This window comes from Pseudomonas sp. PDM03, assembly GCF_014852385.1.
GTDB classification, from domain to species: Bacteria; Pseudomonadota; Gammaproteobacteria; order Pseudomonadales; family Pseudomonadaceae; genus Aquipseudomonas; species Aquipseudomonas migulae.
Genome location: NZ_JACVBM010000018.1, coordinates 33,497 through 47,908, shown reverse-complemented (window position 1 = coordinate 47,908; position 14,412 = coordinate 33,497). Strand labels below are relative to the sequence as shown.

Here is a 14,412-nt window from a genome sequence, read left to right as displayed (position 1 = left end):
CTCTGACCTATAAAAAATTTCGGGGATATTTGCAAATTGAAATGCTCACCAAACATTTCGGTTTCAGCTCACTACTGGGTTGCAGTGGCATCGGAGCGCATCGACAGCGCAATCCGTTCAGCGGTACCTACCGGAATTTCACCGACAACGGTGACCATCATCTCGCCTTGAGGGGTGGTCAAGCGCCGGGATACAGCGACGGTTGGGCCCAACTGAGTGCGGGTATCGGTGACGGGAGCACCATTGAGCGGCTCAAGGAACACTGAAAAACGTGCGAGACCATCGTCATACATCAGACTGCTGACCTGGGTTTTTGTCGCGGGATCCTTGCGTGAAGTACTGCTGGTCAGCTCAAAGCCGGCAGGCAACCAGTCCGAATGCCAGGTCTGGGCAGCCTTGACTGCCGAAGCCTTGTCGCTGTCGAGGGTGATGGCTTTGCAATCCGGACCTGCCCGCAAATCGTCGTCGGAGGGCAAATCGGAGGTATCCAGCTGCGTGAACTGGAACCGCTCCAGCAACTGCCCTTTCTCATTCAGAAGCAATGATTTGAGCGGCAGGCCGGTTTCTTTATCCAGATGCAATTCAAAACCGTAGCGATGTTGATCGCGAGGCGTCAGGGTAACGATGACTGCCGCACGTCCGGCCACACGCGACTTGCCGATGACGGCAAGGTCGTACCAATTCTTGAGCTTCTGTGGATCGAGTGTACGAGCAGCGGAGTTGGGGGAATCCCCAAGCCCTGCAATCAGAAGGCCGCTGACGCATTGAGTATGCCCATCAATGCGCACAACTTCCTGAGCCTGGCCGTCGAGCTGGAGTAAACGCTCATGGACCTTGCCATCCTGGACGCGGTGCCAGATGTTGTGGGTGGAAAAACTACCGTTTCGCTCGTAGACAAAAGTACCGTGAAAGCTTTGCTGCTGCTCGGCCTGGCCAAGACGGGTCAACCAGTCTTGTGCCTCATCGGCATGGGCTGGAACAATGAACCAGCCACTAAGCAGAAGCGAAAGTAGAGGTATGGCGCGCATGATCCTCCTTAACGGTTTTCCAGGCTCGCTGCACGAGCGTAAGGCAGAGCGCTCTCAGTACCTTTCAGTGCAGCCTGTTGAGCATGTTGGCGCAAGTAGCCTGGCAAACGCTGATCGTGCCAGCCCGGCTGAGCCTGCAATACGCCGTTGGCCATAGGACCAGTGGCTTCCGAGCTCTCATTATAGCCTGCCAAAACAGCTGGACCCTTGACCTGAGGAACGGCCAGACCCGGTTGAGTGGAGTGCTGAGCCAACTCGACACCCGCGATCTCGTCCTGGTTGTACAGACGAACACCTGCCAACACGGCGACGGTGACCGAAGCGGCTACAGCGAGGCGACCCAGGCTGCGCCATGGACCACGGGAGACTTTCGCCGGTACGGCTTCATCAGCCAGCGCAGCAGAAACGGCCGCTGCAATGTCCAGACGTGGAAGCAGCAGATCCTTGTGCATCACTGCCCGAGCGATTTGATAACGAGCCCATGTTTCACGGGTTTCAACATCGTCAAAGGCATTCAATACCCGACGCAATTCCAGTTCGTCCGCTTCGTTATCCATCACTGCGGACAGCGATTCCTGCAGGGCTTCACGACTCATGGCGTTCCTCTCTTGGCTGTCGCCGCTGTCTCAGTTTTCCTGCAACAACGGCTGCAGGGCTTTATCGATGGCCTCCCGAGCGCGGAAAATCCGGGAGCGCACGGTACCCACCGGACACTGCATGACTGCCGCAATGTCCTCGTAACTCAGACCATCAAACTCACGTAAAGTTAAAGCCGTACGCAAATCTTCCGGCAGTTGCTGAATGGTTCGATGGACGGTGCCTTCGATCTCATCCCGCAGCAATGCACGCTCAGGCGACTCGAGATCCTTGAGGCCATGATCGCCATCGTAGAACTCTGCATCTTCGGAACTGACATCGCTATCCGGCGGCCGACGGCCGCGTGAAACCAGATAGTTTTTCGCCGTGTTGATGGCGATGCGGTAAAGCCACGTGTAAAACGCGCTGTCCCCGCGAAAATTTCCAAGCGCACGGTACGCCTTGATAAAGGCTTCTTGTGCCACATCCTGGGCTTCATGGGTGTCGTGCACGAAACGCACGATCAACCCGAGAATTTTGTGCTGATATTTCAGCACTAGCAGATCGAAAGCTCGCTTGTCGCCGCGCTGAACGCGTTCGACCAGCTGCTGATCCTCTTCCTGGGTTAGCATGAACTCTCCTCGATAAGCTCGGAGGAAGCTTGCATAACTAAACGACCAGACTTGCAAACATAGACTCGGGCTTTTCGCAAAAGTTCTCCCCCTCCAAGCAAGTTTCCTGCGGGCTCTGATTTGGCACGCACGAAAAGCGCAGCTCGGCATAACCCGGCTGCGCGAATAATCTTGTCATCGGATTCGCCGGCAAGGATCAAACCGCAATCCTGCATTGAAGCCGACACTGTCCCTTGATTCAGGCAACGGTCTATTGATCTTGGGCCTTTGGCAAAAGTTCCAAATATTTATAGCTGCGCAAGAGCGACATTGTGCAACCGTGAATGGAAAAAGACTGTTAAATCGACGATACAGTCTTCTTGTCGCCGAACCGGTCGAAAAATCATCCGACGAAGCGTCAAGTCTTTTCCGTCACAGTAGTTTCACAATGCCATGTGACCTCGGCTATTGTGCCGCTCCCCCCCTCTATATACTAGTGCGCTGTGTGGCCGCCTTGACTCGCCGTTGCGGGAGTCATGCGCCAACCCCGACCCGGGTCGCTTTGAGCGGAATCCTGAAATGAGCCAACAGTTTCAACACGATGTTCTGGTGATTGGCAGCGGTGCTGCCGGTTTGAGCCTTGCGCTGACCTTGCCCGATCATTTGCGCATTGCCGTACTGAGCAAAGGCGACCTCGCCAATGGCTCGACCTTCTGGGCCCAGGGCGGTGTCGCTGCCGTGCTGGATGACACCGATACCGTTGAATCCCATGTCGATGACACCCTGAATGCCGGCGGCGGCCTGTGCCACGAAGACGCCGTGCGCTTCACCGTCGAGCACAGCAAGGAGGCCATCCAATGGCTGATCGATCAAGGCGTGCCGTTCACCCGCGATGAACAATCCGGCACCGAAGATGGTGGTTTCGAGTTCCACCTGACCCGCGAAGGCGGTCACAGCCATCGGCGCATCATTCACGCCGCCGATGCCACCGGCGCAGCGATTTTCAGAACCCTGCTCGACAAAGCCAGACAACGGCCCAACATCGAGTTGCTGGAACAGCGGGTCGCCGTCGATCTGATCACCGAGAAACGCCTGGGCCTTGAAGGCGACCGCTGCCTCGGCGCCTACGTGCTTAACCGCGGCACCGGGGAAGTCGACACCTACGGCGCACGCTTTGTGATCCTCGCGTCCGGTGGCGCCGCCAAGGTCTACCTCTATACCAGCAACCCCGACGGCGCCTGCGGTGATGGCATCGCCATGGCCTGGCGCTCGGGCTGCCGGGTGGCGAACCTGGAGTTCAACCAGTTTCACCCGACGTGCCTGTATCACCCGCAAGCCAAGAGTTTCCTGATCACCGAAGCCCTGCGCGGCGAAGGTGCGCACCTGAAGCTACCCAATGGCGAACGCTTCATGCAGCGTTTCGACCCGCGCGCCGAACTGGCGCCACGAGACATCGTCGCCCGGGCCATCGACCATGAGATGAAGCGCCTGGGTGTCGATTGCGTTTATCTGGACATCAGTCACAAGCCGGAAGCGTTCATCAAGACGCACTTCCCGACGGTGTACGAGCGTTGCCTGGAGTTTTCCATCGACATCACCAAGCAACCGATTCCGGTGGTTCCCGCGGCGCACTACACCTGCGGCGGCGTGATGGTCGATCAGCAGGGCCGCACCGACGTACCGGGGCTGTATGCAATTGGCGAAACCAGCTTCACCGGCCTGCACGGCGCCAACCGCATGGCCAGCAACTCGCTGCTGGAATGTTTCGTTTACGCACGCTCGGCGGCAGAAGACATTCTTGAGCAACTGCCGCAGGTTTCGATTCCGGTCGCCCTGCCCGTCTGGGATGCCAGCCAGGTCACCGACTCGGATGAAGACGTGATCATTGCGCACAACTGGGATGAACTGCGGCGATTCATGTGGGACTACGTCGGCATCGTGCGCACCAACAAGCGCCTGCAACGTGCGCAGCACCGCGTGCGGCTGTTGCTGGACGAAATCGACGAGTTCTACAGTAACTACAAGGTCAGCCGGGACTTGATCGAGCTGCGTAACCTGGCCCAAGTGGCGGAACTGATGATTCAGTCAGCCATGGAACGCAAGGAAAGTCGCGGCCTGCATTACACCCTCGACTACCCGAACCTGCTGCCGGAGGCACTGGACACTATTCTGGTGCCGCCCACCTACGCCGACTGAACGTGAGCCGAACCCGCAGGCGTCGGTGCACATCCGCCGCCTGCGAATCCCTGGGCACACAGATCGCCCGGACCCGCCGCTCGCCCTGCAGGCGAAAACGCAGGACGACGACCAGCGGCAGCGCGAGGCTGTCCGGCCGTAGCTGAACCGCCTGCCAACCCGCCACCTGATTCCACAACTGCCAGCCATCCGCATCGCGACGCAAGCCGCGAAACGCCTGTGGGTGTGTCAGTAAAATCTGGCGTGGCAATGCCCAAACGCCATGAGCCAGGCAGCAAAAAGCGCCGAGCAAGCTGGCCCAGACCGGTATGGCAAGCAGAAACAACGCACCCAGCGCGAACAGCTGGGCCAACAGATACGCCGCCAGCAACTGCCGTGAGGCATGCCAGCGGCATTCGAACGCATTACTTGGGCTGGACACGATCCAGGATCATGCGAACCATGCGCTGCAGCTCCGGATCTTCCGACTCGGCGCGTTCCATGAACCAGCCGAACATGTCCTGATCTTCGCATTCGAGCAGCTTGCGGTAGCAATCGCGGTCGACATCATTGAGGTGCGGGTAGACCTCTTTCACGAACGGCACCAGCAACACGTCAAGTTCAAGCATGCCGCGGCGGCTGTGCCAATAGAGGCGATTCAGTTCAACATCTTCGACCATGGAGCGCTCCTCAAATAGGCGGCAAGTATACAGCCCCGGACACCATCGAACAGTCGGCTTTGGTCGGGCACTGTCGACCTTTTGTGAACTACCCATTTCATGGGCGCCCCCTTATGATGTCCCCCAGACTCTTTTACCCTGCGATCTCCCATGGCCGATTCTGCTTTTTTCTGCACCCTGTCTCATGAAGGCGTTCTCGCGGTCCGCGGCGCGGATGCCAGCAAATTTCTGCAAGGCCAACTGACCTGCAACCTCAATTACCTGAGCGACACCCAGGCCAGCCTCGGCGCGCGCTGCACACAGAAGGGCCGGATGCAATCGAGCTTCCGCATTCTGCTGCAAGGTGATGGCGTGCTCATGGCCATGGCCACCGAACTGCTGGAGCCGCAACTGGCGGACTTGAAGAAGTACGCGGTGTTCTCCAAATCGAAATTGACCGATGAAAGCGCTGCCTGGGTCCGCTTCGGCGTTGACCATGGCGATGCCGCCCTGATCGCGCTGGGTCTCGAACTGCCGGCGGACACCGACAGCGTGGCGCGCAATGACGGGCTGATCGCCATTCGCGTTTCACCGGATCGCGCCGAACTCTGGGTTGCCGCCGATCAGGCCGACGTCATCAAGGGCCGGTTATCTGCATTGCTGACCGAGGGCGATCTCAATCAATGGCTGCTGGGCCAGGTCCGCGCAGGGATCGGCCAGGTGATGCCGGGCACACGCGAATTGTTCATTCCGCAGATGCTCAATCTGCAGGCCGTCGGCGGCGTGAGTTTCAAGAAAGGTTGCTACACCGGCCAGGAAATCGTTGCGCGGATGCAGTACCTGGGCAAACTCAAGCGCCGCTTGTATCGTCTGAAGCTGGACGCCAGTGCATTGCCTGAACCCGGCACCCCCTTGTTTTCCCCGACACACGGCAGTTCCATTGGCGAAGTGGTGATTGCCGCACACGCCGGACAAAACATTGAACTCCTGGCCGTCTTGCAAGCCGAAGCAGCGGAAGGTGGCGAGATCCATCTGGGCGCGCTCGAAGGGCCGGCCCTGCATCTGCTTGACTTGCCTTATGAATTGGATCGCGATCGCGAAATCCAGCGTTAACAGCAGTACCTGTTGCAACACCCTAGAGAAAAGAAATGAGCGATTTGGCGGATAAGGTCCAACAGGATTTGGTTGAGGCCATCGATAACGATGACCTGGTTCTGCCAACGTTACCGGAAGTGGCCCTGCAGATTCGCAAGGCCGCTGAAGACCCGGAAATAAGTGTCAGCACCCTGAGTAAAGTGATTGGCCGTGATACGGCGCTGTCGGCGCGTCTGATCAAAGTGGTCAATAGCCCGCTGCTGCGCGCGACCCAGGAAGTCACTGACTTGCACACGGCAATTACGCGCCTGGGCGTCAATTACAGCAGCAACCTGGCCATCGGTCTGGTCATGGAGCAGATTTTCCATGCGCGCTCTGACGTGGTGGAGAAAAAGATGCGCGATGTCTGGCGCAAAAGCCTGGAAATCGCCGGGGTCAGCTATGCGCTGTGCCGAAGTTATACGCAGCTCAAGCCCGATCAGGCGGCGCTGGGCGGACTGGTGCATCAGATTGGTGTACTGCCGATCCTGACCTACGCCGAAGACCACTACGAGCTGCTGTCGGACCCGGTCAGCCTGAACCATGTGATCGACCACATTCACCCGCTACTCGGCGACAAACTGCTCAGGGTCTGGGAGTTTCCGGAAATGCTGGTACAGCTGCCGGGGCTGTATCTGGACTTCAAGCGCGAGTCCGAGCGCGTCGACTATGTGGATCTGGTGCAAGTGGCCAGTTTGTATTGCCACAAGGACACCGACCACCCCATCGCCCGTATCGATCCGCTTGGCGTGCCGGCCTTCAAGAAGCTGGGAATCGACCCGGAGAATGAGTCGATGTGCAGGGATCTGGAAGAATCGCGGTCGATGTTTTATTAAGAGCTTCGCGGGCAAGTCGGATCGCCGCCCGCTCGCTCCTACAGGTCATCATCGATCTTGTAGGAGCAAGGCTTGCCCGCGAAGAGGCCAGTACGAACACCATCACTCTCCCGCGATAAAACTCACCCGCACCTTCAACCCCGCCTGCTCGCCATCGTGCAGGCTGATCTGTGCCAGATGCGCGCGGCAGATCTCGCCGACAATCGCCAACCCCAACCCCGACCCGGCCACCTGCTGGTTGCGCCGATAGAAGCGCTCAAACACCCGGTCACGCTCTTCCAGCGGAATCCCCGGCCCATCATCTTCAACCTCCAGCACCGCCGGCGCCGAGACCCGCAGGATCACATTGCCGCCAGGCGGCGTATGGGCCAGCGCGTTGTCCACCAGATTGCTCAACAGTTCGTTCAGCAACGTCGGCTCACCGCGCAGCCACACCGGTTCGTCTGCCTCCAGCGCCAGCGCCACACCGCGGGCATGGGCCAGCGGCGCCATCGCCATGCCCAGTTCCCGGGCCAGCTGACTCAGATCGAGTAATTGTGCACCGCCCTCGGCGATCGCCCGGGCACCGTTTTCGACACGCGCCAGCGACAGCAATTGGTTGGCCAGATGGGTCAAACGATCCGTGCCTTGCGCTGCCGTTTCCAGCGTGTCGCGCCAGGTTTCGGGCTCGCCCGAACGCAGACCGAGTTCAAGTCGCGCCTTGAGCGCCGCCAGTGGCGTGCGCAGTTCATGCGCAGCATCGGCAATGAACTGCGCCTGACGTTCGAACTGCCCGCGCAGGCGCTCGGTAAAGTGATTGAGCGCACGCACCAACGGCCACAATTCTCGCTGCACCTCCACCAGCGGCAGCGGTCGCAAGTCATCGGACTGGCGCTCTTCCACCGCCGTGCGCAAGCGTTCCAATGGACGCAACGCCGCACTCACCGCAAACCACACCATCAGCAACGCGCCGACCGCCAGCATGCCCAGCCGCAACAACGTGTCTGCCGCCAGGCTACGGGCCATGCTGACGCGTGCCTCGTCGGTTTCCGCCACGCGAATTTCCGCCATGCCGTTCATGTTCGGTTCGCTCACGGGTTTGAGCAGGCTGACCACCCGCACGTTCTGCCCCCGATACGTCGCGTTGTAGAAACGGGCAAGCGCCGGATAGTCATCGGTGCGCGGCGTTCCCGGCGGTGGAGCGGGAAGGTTTTCGTAGCCGGAAATCAGGTTCTGGTGAATGTCGTTGACCAGGTAAAAAATTCGCCCGGCACTGTCGTAGGCAAACGTATCCAGCGCCACGTAAGGCACATCGGCACTGAGCGTTCCGTCACGCTGGGACACCCCGGCGGCGATGGTTCGCGCCGAAGCCAGCAAGGTCCGGTCATACGCGGTGTCGGCGGCTTCGCGACCATTCCAGTACGCGCTCAATCCACTGGCCAGCATCAACACCACCAGCAACAGCGCGAGGTTCCACAGCAACCGCCAGCGCAGGCTGCTGGGCTTATGCATCGCGGCTTTCCAGCAAGTAGCCGAGGCCGCGGAACGTCACGATGGCGACCGGTTGGCCGTCGAGTTTCTTGCGCAAGCGGTGGACGTAGATTTCGATGGCGTCGGGGCTGGCTTCTTCGTCGAGACCAAACACCTGGGCGGCCAGTTGTTCCTTGCTCATCACCCGACCGGGACGCGCGATCAGCGCTTCGAGCACCGCCTGCTCGCGGGAGGTCAGGGTCAGCAATTCGTCGCCGAGGGTGAAGCGTCGGGTGTCCAGATCGTAAGCCAGCACGCCGCAGGTCTGCTGACGTTCGCCGCCGAGCACACTGCGACGCAGCAAAGCTTTGACCCGCGCTTCGAGCTCGGTCAGTTCGAAGGGTTTGGCCAGGTAATCGTCAGCGCCGAGGTTCAAGCCATGCACGCGATCCTTGACGTCGCTGCGGGCGGTCAGCATCAGCACCGGCAGGTTCTTGCCACGGGCCCGCAAGCGCGCCAGCACCTCGAAGCCATCCATGCGCGGCAGGCCGACATCGAGGATCGCCATGGCGTATTCCTCGCTGCTCAGCGCCAGGTCGGCGGCCACGCCGTCGTGCAGCACATCCACGGTCAACCCGGTGCTCTTGAGCGCCTGGGCGACACTGTCGGCGAGTTGCAGATGGTCTTCGACGAGCAGAACACGCATGGATCTTTACCTCATTCAGGGATGTTCGACGCCATTCTTTGGCGCGGAGTTTACAGCCGCATCCGCCGCTGTGAAGCCCGAAAACCGTGAAAGTCCGCTGAAAGGTTAGTGAAAGGTTCGACCGTTAGAGTCGGCCCACGGATGGTTTCGACTGAAAGCCATCGATCGTGCTTTGAAATGTAGCTCCCGAAAAACGCCTCGATGCGTTTTCGCCAATAAGAACAATAACGAGGTACTTCGCCATGCTGTCCACACAGCCCCAGGTTTGCCCGCCTCATCTCTTTTTTCAATTCCCGTCGTTTACGTTTGTCAGCGCCATCAACGGCTGCGCGACGCGAAACTGCCGCACCTGAAACATCCCCAAAAACAACAACTCCCGTGGAGACAACAATGAATCGATCACTGCGCCGTTTCGCCCTCGCCGCCAGCTGCATGCTGTTTGCCGGCCAACTGATGGCCGAGCCCAAACGCCCGGAATGCATCGCCCCGGCCTCGCCCGGCGGCGGTTTCGACCTGACCTGCAAACTGGCGCAAAGCGCGCTGATGAACGAAAAACTGTTGAGCAAACCGATGCGCGTGACCTACATGCCCGGCGGTGTCGGCGCAGTGGCGTACAACGCGGTGGTCGCTCAGCGTCCGGCCGACGCCGGCACGCTCGTGGCGTGGTCCAGCGGCTCGTTGCTGAACCTGGCCCAGGGCAAGTTCGGTCGCTTCGATGAAACCAACGTGCGCTGGCTGGCAGCGGTCGGCACCAGCTACGGCGCCATCGCGGTGAAAAGCGATTCCCCTTACAAGACCCTCGACGATCTCGTTCAGGCGCTGAAGAAAGATCCAAGCAAAGTGGTGATCGGTTCCGGCGGCACCGTCGGCAGCCAGGACTGGATGCAAACCGCGTTGATCGCCAAGGCCGCCGGGATCAACCCGCGCGATCTGCGTTACGTCGCCCTCGAAGGTGGCGGCGAAATCGCCACCGCGCTGCTCGGCGGCCACATCCAGGTCGGCAGCACCGACATCTCCGACTCCATGCCGCACATCCAGAGCGGCGACATGCGCCTGCTGGCGGTGTTCTCCGAGAAGCGCCTGGACGAGCCGGAAATGAAAGACATTCCGACCGCCAAAGAGCAAGGCTACGACATCGTCTGGCCAGTGGTTCGCGGTTTCTACCTCGGGCCAAAAGTCAGCGATGAAGACTACGCCTGGTGGAAAGACTCCTTCGACAAACTGCTGGCTTCCGATGATTTCGCCAAGTTGCGCGATCAGCGTGAACTCTTTCCGTTCGCCATGACCGGCCCGGAGCTGGACACCTACGTGAAGAAGCAGGTCGCGGACTACAAAGTGCTGGCCAAAGAGTTCGGCCTGATTCAGTGATCGCCTCTGTCTAGCGGCTGCGACCCCGCACGGCGGGGTCGCGGCACAGGAGTTCCCCATGCTCGTACAACGCATTTTCGCATCGGTGCTGCTGCTGGCCTGTGCCAGCCTGGTGCTGATGGCCTGGCCCTACCAGGCGCCTTTTTCCTACGAACCGATCGGCCCTCGCGCCTTCCCCTTGCTGATGCTGGGGCTGATGGGAATGGGCCTGATTTACATGGTGTTTCGCCCGTCCCCGATCAAACACTCCGAAGAAGACCCGCCGCTGGACCGTGAAACCCTCCACAAGATCGGCCGCTGCGTGGTGTTGCTGCTGGTGTTCGCCGGCCTGTTCGAACCGTTGGGTTTCATCCTCAGCAGCATTTTGATCGGCATTCCGATGGCGCGCCTGTATGGCGGACGCTGGTTGCCAAGCGCAGTGATCATCAGCCTGATGAGCATCGGTCTGTACCTGCTGTTCGACAAAGTGATGGACGTGCCGCTGCCTCTGGGCCTGCTCGACGTTCTGGAGAACTGAAATGGATACGCTTGGTTATTTGAGTCACGGCTTCGGCGTCGCACTGACCCCTTACAACCTGGTCACCGCACTCAGCGGCACGCTGATCGGCACCGTCGTCGGCCTGCTGCCCGGCCTCGGTCCGATCAACGGCGTGGCATTGCTGATCCCGATTGCATTCGCCCTCGGGCTGCCGCCGGAATCGGCACTGATCCTGCTGGCTGCGGTTTACCTGGGTTGCGAGTACGGCGGCCGGATCAGTTCGATCCTGCTGAACATTCCGGGCGAAGCGTCCACCGTCATGACCACCCTCGACGGCTACCCGATGGCCCGTCAAGGCATGGCCGGTGTCGCGCTTTCGCTGTCGGCGTGGAGTTCGTTCATCGGCGCCTTTATTGCCACGTGCGGGATGGTGGTGTTCGCACCGATCCTGGCGAAATGGGCGATTGCCTTCGGTCCGGCGGAATATTTCGTCCTGATGGTGTTCGCGATTGTCTGCCTCGGCGGCATGGCCGGTGATCGACCGCTGAAGACTTTTATTGCGGCGCTGATCGGCCTGTTCCTGTCGACCGTCGGCATCGACGCCAACAGCGGTGTCTACCGTTTCACCGGCGACAACATCCACCTCACCGACGGCATTCAGTTCGTGGTGTTGGTGCTGGGCCTGTTCTCCATCAGCGAGATCCTGTTGCTGCTGGAAAAAACCCATCGCGGCCAGGAAGCGTTCAAAGCCACCGGCCGCATGATGTTCAACTTCAAGGAAGCTGCGTCGGTGTTCTGGGTGAACATGCGGTGCGGTGTACTGGGTTTCATCATGGGCGTTTTGCCTGGCGCCGGTGCAACACTTGCCAGCGCCGTGGCCTACATGACCGAGAAACGTATCGCTGGCCCAAGCGGCAAATTCGGACAGGGCGACAAGCGCGGTCTGGCCGCTCCGGAAACCGCCATCGGTGCTGAAGCCTGCGGCGCGCTGGTGCCGATGCTGACTCTGGGCGTTCCCGGTTCGGGCACGACGGCGGTGATGATCGGTGCGTTGTCGCTGTACAACATCACGCCGGGCCCACTGCTGTTCCAACAGCAACCGGACATCGTCTGGGGCCTGATCGCATCGTTGTTTATCGCCAACATCATGCTGGTGATCCTCAACATTCCGATGATCCGCATCTTCACCCGCATCCTCGCCGTACCGAACTGGGCGCTGGTGCCAATGATTGCGATCATCACCGCCATCGGCGTGTTCGCGGTGCATGCCACCACCTTCGACCTGTTCCTGATGATCGGCATCGGCATCTTCGGCTACATTCTGCGCAAGCTGGATTTCCCGTTGTCGCCGGTTTTGCTGGGCTTCATTCTCGGAGGTTTGATGGAACAGAATCTGCGCCGCGCACTGTCGATCTCCAACGGTTCGCTGGAGATTCTCTGGTCGAGCGGGATCACGCTGGGTGTCTGGGCGCTGATCGTGGTGATGTTGCTGGTGCCGATCCTGCGGATCTGGCGCAAACGTTCGGTCGCTCGTCGCGCGGTCGCCGATGTCTGATCGAACACCCTTCAAGGCCTGGTGGGGTACGCCGCTGGTCGGCGCGCTGGGCGGTTACCTGGCCAGCCAGATCGGCTGGCCACTGCCGTGGATGGTCGGCTCGTTGCTGGCGATCATCCTCGTGCGTTGCCTGACACCCTGGCAATTGGCCGAAATCCCTGGCGGCCGCAAGGTCGGCCAGTGGGTCGTCGGCATCGGCATCGGCCTGCACTTCACCCCGGTGGTGATGGAGCAGGTGTTGAGCCACTTTGGCCTGATCTTCTTCGGTGCGTTGATCACCAGCCTGTCCGCCGTGGTCGGGGTCTGGTTGATGCGCCGTACCGGTGAGGATCGCGCCACCGCATTCTTTTCCAGCATGCCCGGCGGCTCCGGGGAGATGGTCAACCTCGGCGCACGCAATGGCGCGGTGCTCAGTCGCGTAGCGGCCGGGCAAAGCCTGCGGGTGCTGGTGGTGGTGCTTTGCGTACCGGCGGCGTTCAAGTATTTGCTGGGCGACGGCGTGCCGGTCTTTCATCCGACCGCCGTCAACTGGTGGTGGCTGGCCCTTCTATTTCCGGCGGGCGCCTTGGCAGCGTGGATTTGGGAACGTTTGCGTCAACCCAACCCTTGGCTGTTCGGGCCGTTGCTGGTGAGTGCGGCGGTGAGCATTGGTTGGGATCTGCACATTGGTTTGCCCAACGGCGGTAGCCAGATTGGCCAATGGCTGATCGGCAGTGGCTTGGGCTGCCACTTCAATCGGCAGTTTTTCCGGCGTGCGCCTTCGTTTATGGGGCGGACGTTGATTGGTACGGTGTTGACCATGTTGATCGCCACGGCGGCAGCCTTGGGATTGAGTGCGCTGACACATCTGGATTTGCGTTCGCTGACCCTGGGCATGATGCCCGGCGGGATTGCGGAGATGAGCCTGACGGCGGAGACCCTGCAATTGTCGGTGCCGCTGGTGACGGCGATGCAGGTGATGCGGCTGTTGTTTGTGTTGTTTCTGGCGGAGCCGTTGTTCAAGTATTGGAATCGGAATCCGGATTCGGTCTGATAGACCGAGGTGTTCCCTTCGCGGGCAAGTCGGATCGCCGCCCGCTCGCTCCTACAGGGCTTGCATGAGATCTGTAGGAGCGAGGCTTGCCCGCGAAGCTTTTTAGACTGGCGGCAACCGCCAATCGATCGGCGTCTCGCCATTCTGCTCAAGAAACTTGTTGGTCCGGCTGAAGTGCCCACAACCGAGAAACCCGCGATAAGCGGACAGCGGTGACGGATGCACCGACGTCAGCACCAGATGCTTGGTCGCGTCGATCAGCTTCTGCTTGCTCTGGGCATGGGCGCCCCACAGCATGAACACCAGATGCGGTTGCTGTTGGCTGACCACTTCAATGATCCGGTCGGTAAAGAACTGCCAGCCCTTATCCTTGTGCGCATTGGCGTTGGCGCGCTCGACGGTCATGGTGGTATTGAGCATCAACACGCCCTGATCGGCCCAGCTCTGCAGATAACCGTGATTGGGAATGTCGATGTTCAGGTCGCGTTTCAACTCTTTATAGATGTTCACCAGCGACGGTGGCGCCGGCACGCCCGGTTGCACCGAGAAGCACAAACCATGGGCCTGGCCTGGCCCGTGATACGGGTCCTGACCGAGAATGACGACCTTGACCTTGTCCAGCGGCGTCGAGTTGAGCGCGTTGAAAATCATCGGGCCCGGCGGATAAATCTCCTTGCCGGCTGCACGCTCCTGTTGCAGGAAATCGCGCAACTCTGCCATGTAGGGCTGGTCGAATTCGGCACGCAGTGCCTCCTTCCAGCTCGGTTCGAGTTTGATACGGTCGTCAGCAGTCATGGTTACATC

General features: G+C 60.1%; 15 protein-coding genes. 7 read left to right on the top strand and 8 right to left on the bottom strand.

Going from position 1 to position 14,412, the window contains the following annotated elements:
- Nucleotides 1–71: 71 nt before the first annotated feature.
- Genes IB254_RS22245 through rpoE form a run of 3 tightly spaced genes read right to left on the bottom strand, consistent with a single transcriptional unit; the run spans nucleotide 72 to nucleotide 2,236 of the window.
- Complete coding sequence (locus IB254_RS22245; RefSeq protein WP_192419471.1) at nucleotides 72–1,028, bottom strand: MucB/RseB C-terminal domain-containing protein; 957 nt, start codon at nucleotides 1,026–1,028, stop codon at nucleotides 72–74.
- Nucleotides 1,029–1,036: 8 nt separating this feature from the next.
- Nucleotides 1,037–1,624 (bottom strand): sigma-E factor negative regulatory protein, encoded by a 588-nt coding sequence (locus IB254_RS22240; protein ID WP_008034916.1) that lies wholly within the window; start codon nucleotides 1,622–1,624, stop codon nucleotides 1,037–1,039.
- 30 nt (nucleotides 1,625–1,654) lie between these two features.
- On the bottom strand, nucleotides 1,655–2,236 hold the full coding sequence (gene rpoE, locus IB254_RS22235; RefSeq protein ID WP_007944079.1) for an RNA polymerase sigma factor RpoE: 582 nt from the start codon (nucleotides 2,234–2,236) through the stop codon (nucleotides 1,655–1,657).
- A 558-nt stretch (nucleotides 2,237–2,794) separates the two neighbouring features.
- Here rpoE and nadB point away from each other — a divergent pair.
- Nucleotides 2,795–4,411: an L-aspartate oxidase gene (nadB, locus tag IB254_RS22230; protein WP_008034915.1), complete on the top strand. Its 1,617-nt coding sequence runs from the start codon at nucleotides 2,795–2,797 to the stop codon at nucleotides 4,409–4,411.
- On the opposite strand, the gene IB254_RS22225 is transcribed toward nadB, so the two are convergent.
- Entirely contained in the window at nucleotides 4,380–4,832 is a 453-nt protein-coding gene (locus IB254_RS22225; RefSeq protein ID WP_192419469.1) for a protein YgfX, read from the bottom strand. The genes nadB and IB254_RS22225 overlap by 32 nt on opposite strands.
- Nucleotides 4,816–5,070, bottom strand: coding sequence for a succinate dehydrogenase assembly factor 2 (locus IB254_RS22220; RefSeq protein ID WP_007944081.1), 255 nt, complete (start codon nucleotides 5,068–5,070; stop codon nucleotides 4,816–4,818). The genes IB254_RS22225 and IB254_RS22220 overlap by 17 nt, the downstream gene beginning before the upstream one ends.
- A 150-nt stretch (nucleotides 5,071–5,220) precedes the next feature.
- Between IB254_RS22220 and IB254_RS22215 the strand changes: the two genes are divergently transcribed.
- The gene (locus IB254_RS22215; RefSeq protein WP_192419467.1) at nucleotides 5,221–6,162 is read left to right on the top strand and encodes a YgfZ/GcvT domain-containing protein; all 942 of its coding nucleotides are present in this window, start codon (nucleotides 5,221–5,223) and stop codon (nucleotides 6,160–6,162) included.
- Between the two features lie 35 nt (nucleotides 6,163–6,197).
- Nucleotides 6,198–7,019, top strand: a complete 822-nt coding sequence (locus IB254_RS22210; RefSeq protein ID WP_008036012.1) for an HDOD domain-containing protein — start codon at nucleotides 6,198–6,200, stop codon at nucleotides 7,017–7,019.
- A 102-nt stretch (nucleotides 7,020–7,121) separates the two neighbouring features.
- On the opposite strand, the gene IB254_RS22205 is transcribed toward IB254_RS22210, so the two are convergent.
- Both IB254_RS22205 and IB254_RS22200 read right to left on the bottom strand, forming a co-directional pair.
- Nucleotides 7,122–8,510 (bottom strand): sensor histidine kinase, encoded by a 1,389-nt coding sequence (locus IB254_RS22205; RefSeq protein ID WP_192419465.1) that lies wholly within the window; start codon nucleotides 8,508–8,510, stop codon nucleotides 7,122–7,124.
- A complete protein-coding gene (locus IB254_RS22200; RefSeq protein ID WP_008034908.1) occupies nucleotides 8,503–9,174 on the bottom strand; it encodes a response regulator in 672 nt (223 codons plus the stop codon). The genes IB254_RS22205 and IB254_RS22200 overlap by 8 nt, the downstream gene beginning before the upstream one ends.
- Before the next feature lie 390 nt (nucleotides 9,175–9,564).
- Between IB254_RS22200 and IB254_RS22195 the strand changes: the two genes are divergently transcribed.
- From IB254_RS22195 to IB254_RS22180, 4 genes are read left to right on the top strand one after another with little or no spacing between them, the layout of a single operon-like run.
- Nucleotides 9,565–10,542, top strand: a complete 978-nt coding sequence (locus IB254_RS22195) for a Bug family tripartite tricarboxylate transporter substrate binding protein (protein WP_008034907.1) — start codon at nucleotides 9,565–9,567, stop codon at nucleotides 10,540–10,542.
- 58 nt (nucleotides 10,543–10,600) lie between these two features.
- Nucleotides 10,601–11,059, top strand: a complete 459-nt coding sequence (locus IB254_RS22190) for a tripartite tricarboxylate transporter TctB family protein (protein ID WP_008034905.1) — start codon at nucleotides 10,601–10,603, stop codon at nucleotides 11,057–11,059.
- Nucleotide 11,060: 1 nt separating this feature from the next.
- Nucleotides 11,061–12,575, top strand: a complete 1,515-nt coding sequence (locus IB254_RS22185) for a tripartite tricarboxylate transporter permease (RefSeq protein WP_008034898.1) — start codon at nucleotides 11,061–11,063, stop codon at nucleotides 12,573–12,575.
- Nucleotides 12,568–13,608: an AbrB family transcriptional regulator gene (locus IB254_RS22180; RefSeq protein WP_192419463.1), complete on the top strand. Its 1,041-nt coding sequence runs from the start codon at nucleotides 12,568–12,570 to the stop codon at nucleotides 13,606–13,608. Before IB254_RS22185 ends, IB254_RS22180 begins: the two co-directional genes overlap by 8 nt.
- Nucleotides 13,609–13,710: 102 nt before the next feature.
- Here IB254_RS22180 and ung read toward each other — a convergent pair whose 3' ends face one another.
- Nucleotides 13,711–14,403 carry a uracil-DNA glycosylase gene (gene ung, locus IB254_RS22175; RefSeq protein WP_008025785.1) on the bottom strand — a complete coding sequence of 231 codons (693 nt, stop codon included), beginning with the start codon at nucleotides 14,401–14,403 and terminating at the stop codon, nucleotides 13,711–13,713.
- Nucleotides 14,404–14,412 lie beyond the last annotated feature (9 nt).

What these genes read in the sequence shown, in the direction of transcription:
- IB254_RS22245 (WP_192419471.1), bottom strand. Translation starts at nt 1,028, where the DNA reads ATGCGCGCCATACCTCTACTTTCGCTTCTGCTTAGTGGCTGGTTCATT.
- IB254_RS22185 (WP_008034898.1), top strand. Translation starts at nt 11,061, where the DNA reads ATGGATACGCTTGGTTATTTGAGTCACGGCTTCGGCGTCGCACTGACC.
- IB254_RS22240 (WP_008034916.1), bottom strand. Translation starts at nt 1,624, where the DNA reads ATGAGTCGTGAAGCCCTGCAGGAATCGCTGTCCGCAGTGATGGATAAC.
- rpoE (WP_007944079.1), bottom strand. Translation starts at nt 2,236, where the DNA reads ATGCTAACCCAGGAAGAGGATCAGCAGCTGGTCGAACGCGTTCAGCGC.
- nadB (WP_008034915.1), top strand. Translation starts at nt 2,795, where the DNA reads ATGAGCCAACAGTTTCAACACGATGTTCTGGTGATTGGCAGCGGTGCT.
- IB254_RS22220 (WP_007944081.1), bottom strand. Translation starts at nt 5,070, where the DNA reads ATGGTCGAAGATGTTGAACTGAATCGCCTCTATTGGCACAGCCGCCGC.
- IB254_RS22210 (WP_008036012.1), top strand. Translation starts at nt 6,198, where the DNA reads ATGAGCGATTTGGCGGATAAGGTCCAACAGGATTTGGTTGAGGCCATC.
- IB254_RS22200 (WP_008034908.1), bottom strand. Translation starts at nt 9,174, where the DNA reads ATGCGTGTTCTGCTCGTCGAAGACCATCTGCAACTCGCCGACAGTGTC.
- IB254_RS22195 (WP_008034907.1), top strand. Translation starts at nt 9,565, where the DNA reads ATGAATCGATCACTGCGCCGTTTCGCCCTCGCCGCCAGCTGCATGCTG.
- IB254_RS22180 (WP_192419463.1), top strand. Translation starts at nt 12,568, where the DNA reads ATGTCTGATCGAACACCCTTCAAGGCCTGGTGGGGTACGCCGCTGGTC.
- IB254_RS22190 (WP_008034905.1), top strand. Translation starts at nt 10,601, where the DNA reads ATGCTCGTACAACGCATTTTCGCATCGGTGCTGCTGCTGGCCTGTGCC.
- ung (WP_008025785.1), bottom strand. Translation starts at nt 14,403, where the DNA reads ATGACTGCTGACGACCGTATCAAACTCGAACCGAGCTGGAAGGAGGCA.
- IB254_RS22205 (WP_192419465.1), bottom strand. Translation starts at nt 8,510, where the DNA reads ATGCATAAGCCCAGCAGCCTGCGCTGGCGGTTGCTGTGGAACCTCGCG.
- IB254_RS22215 (WP_192419467.1), top strand. Translation starts at nt 5,221, where the DNA reads ATGGCCGATTCTGCTTTTTTCTGCACCCTGTCTCATGAAGGCGTTCTC.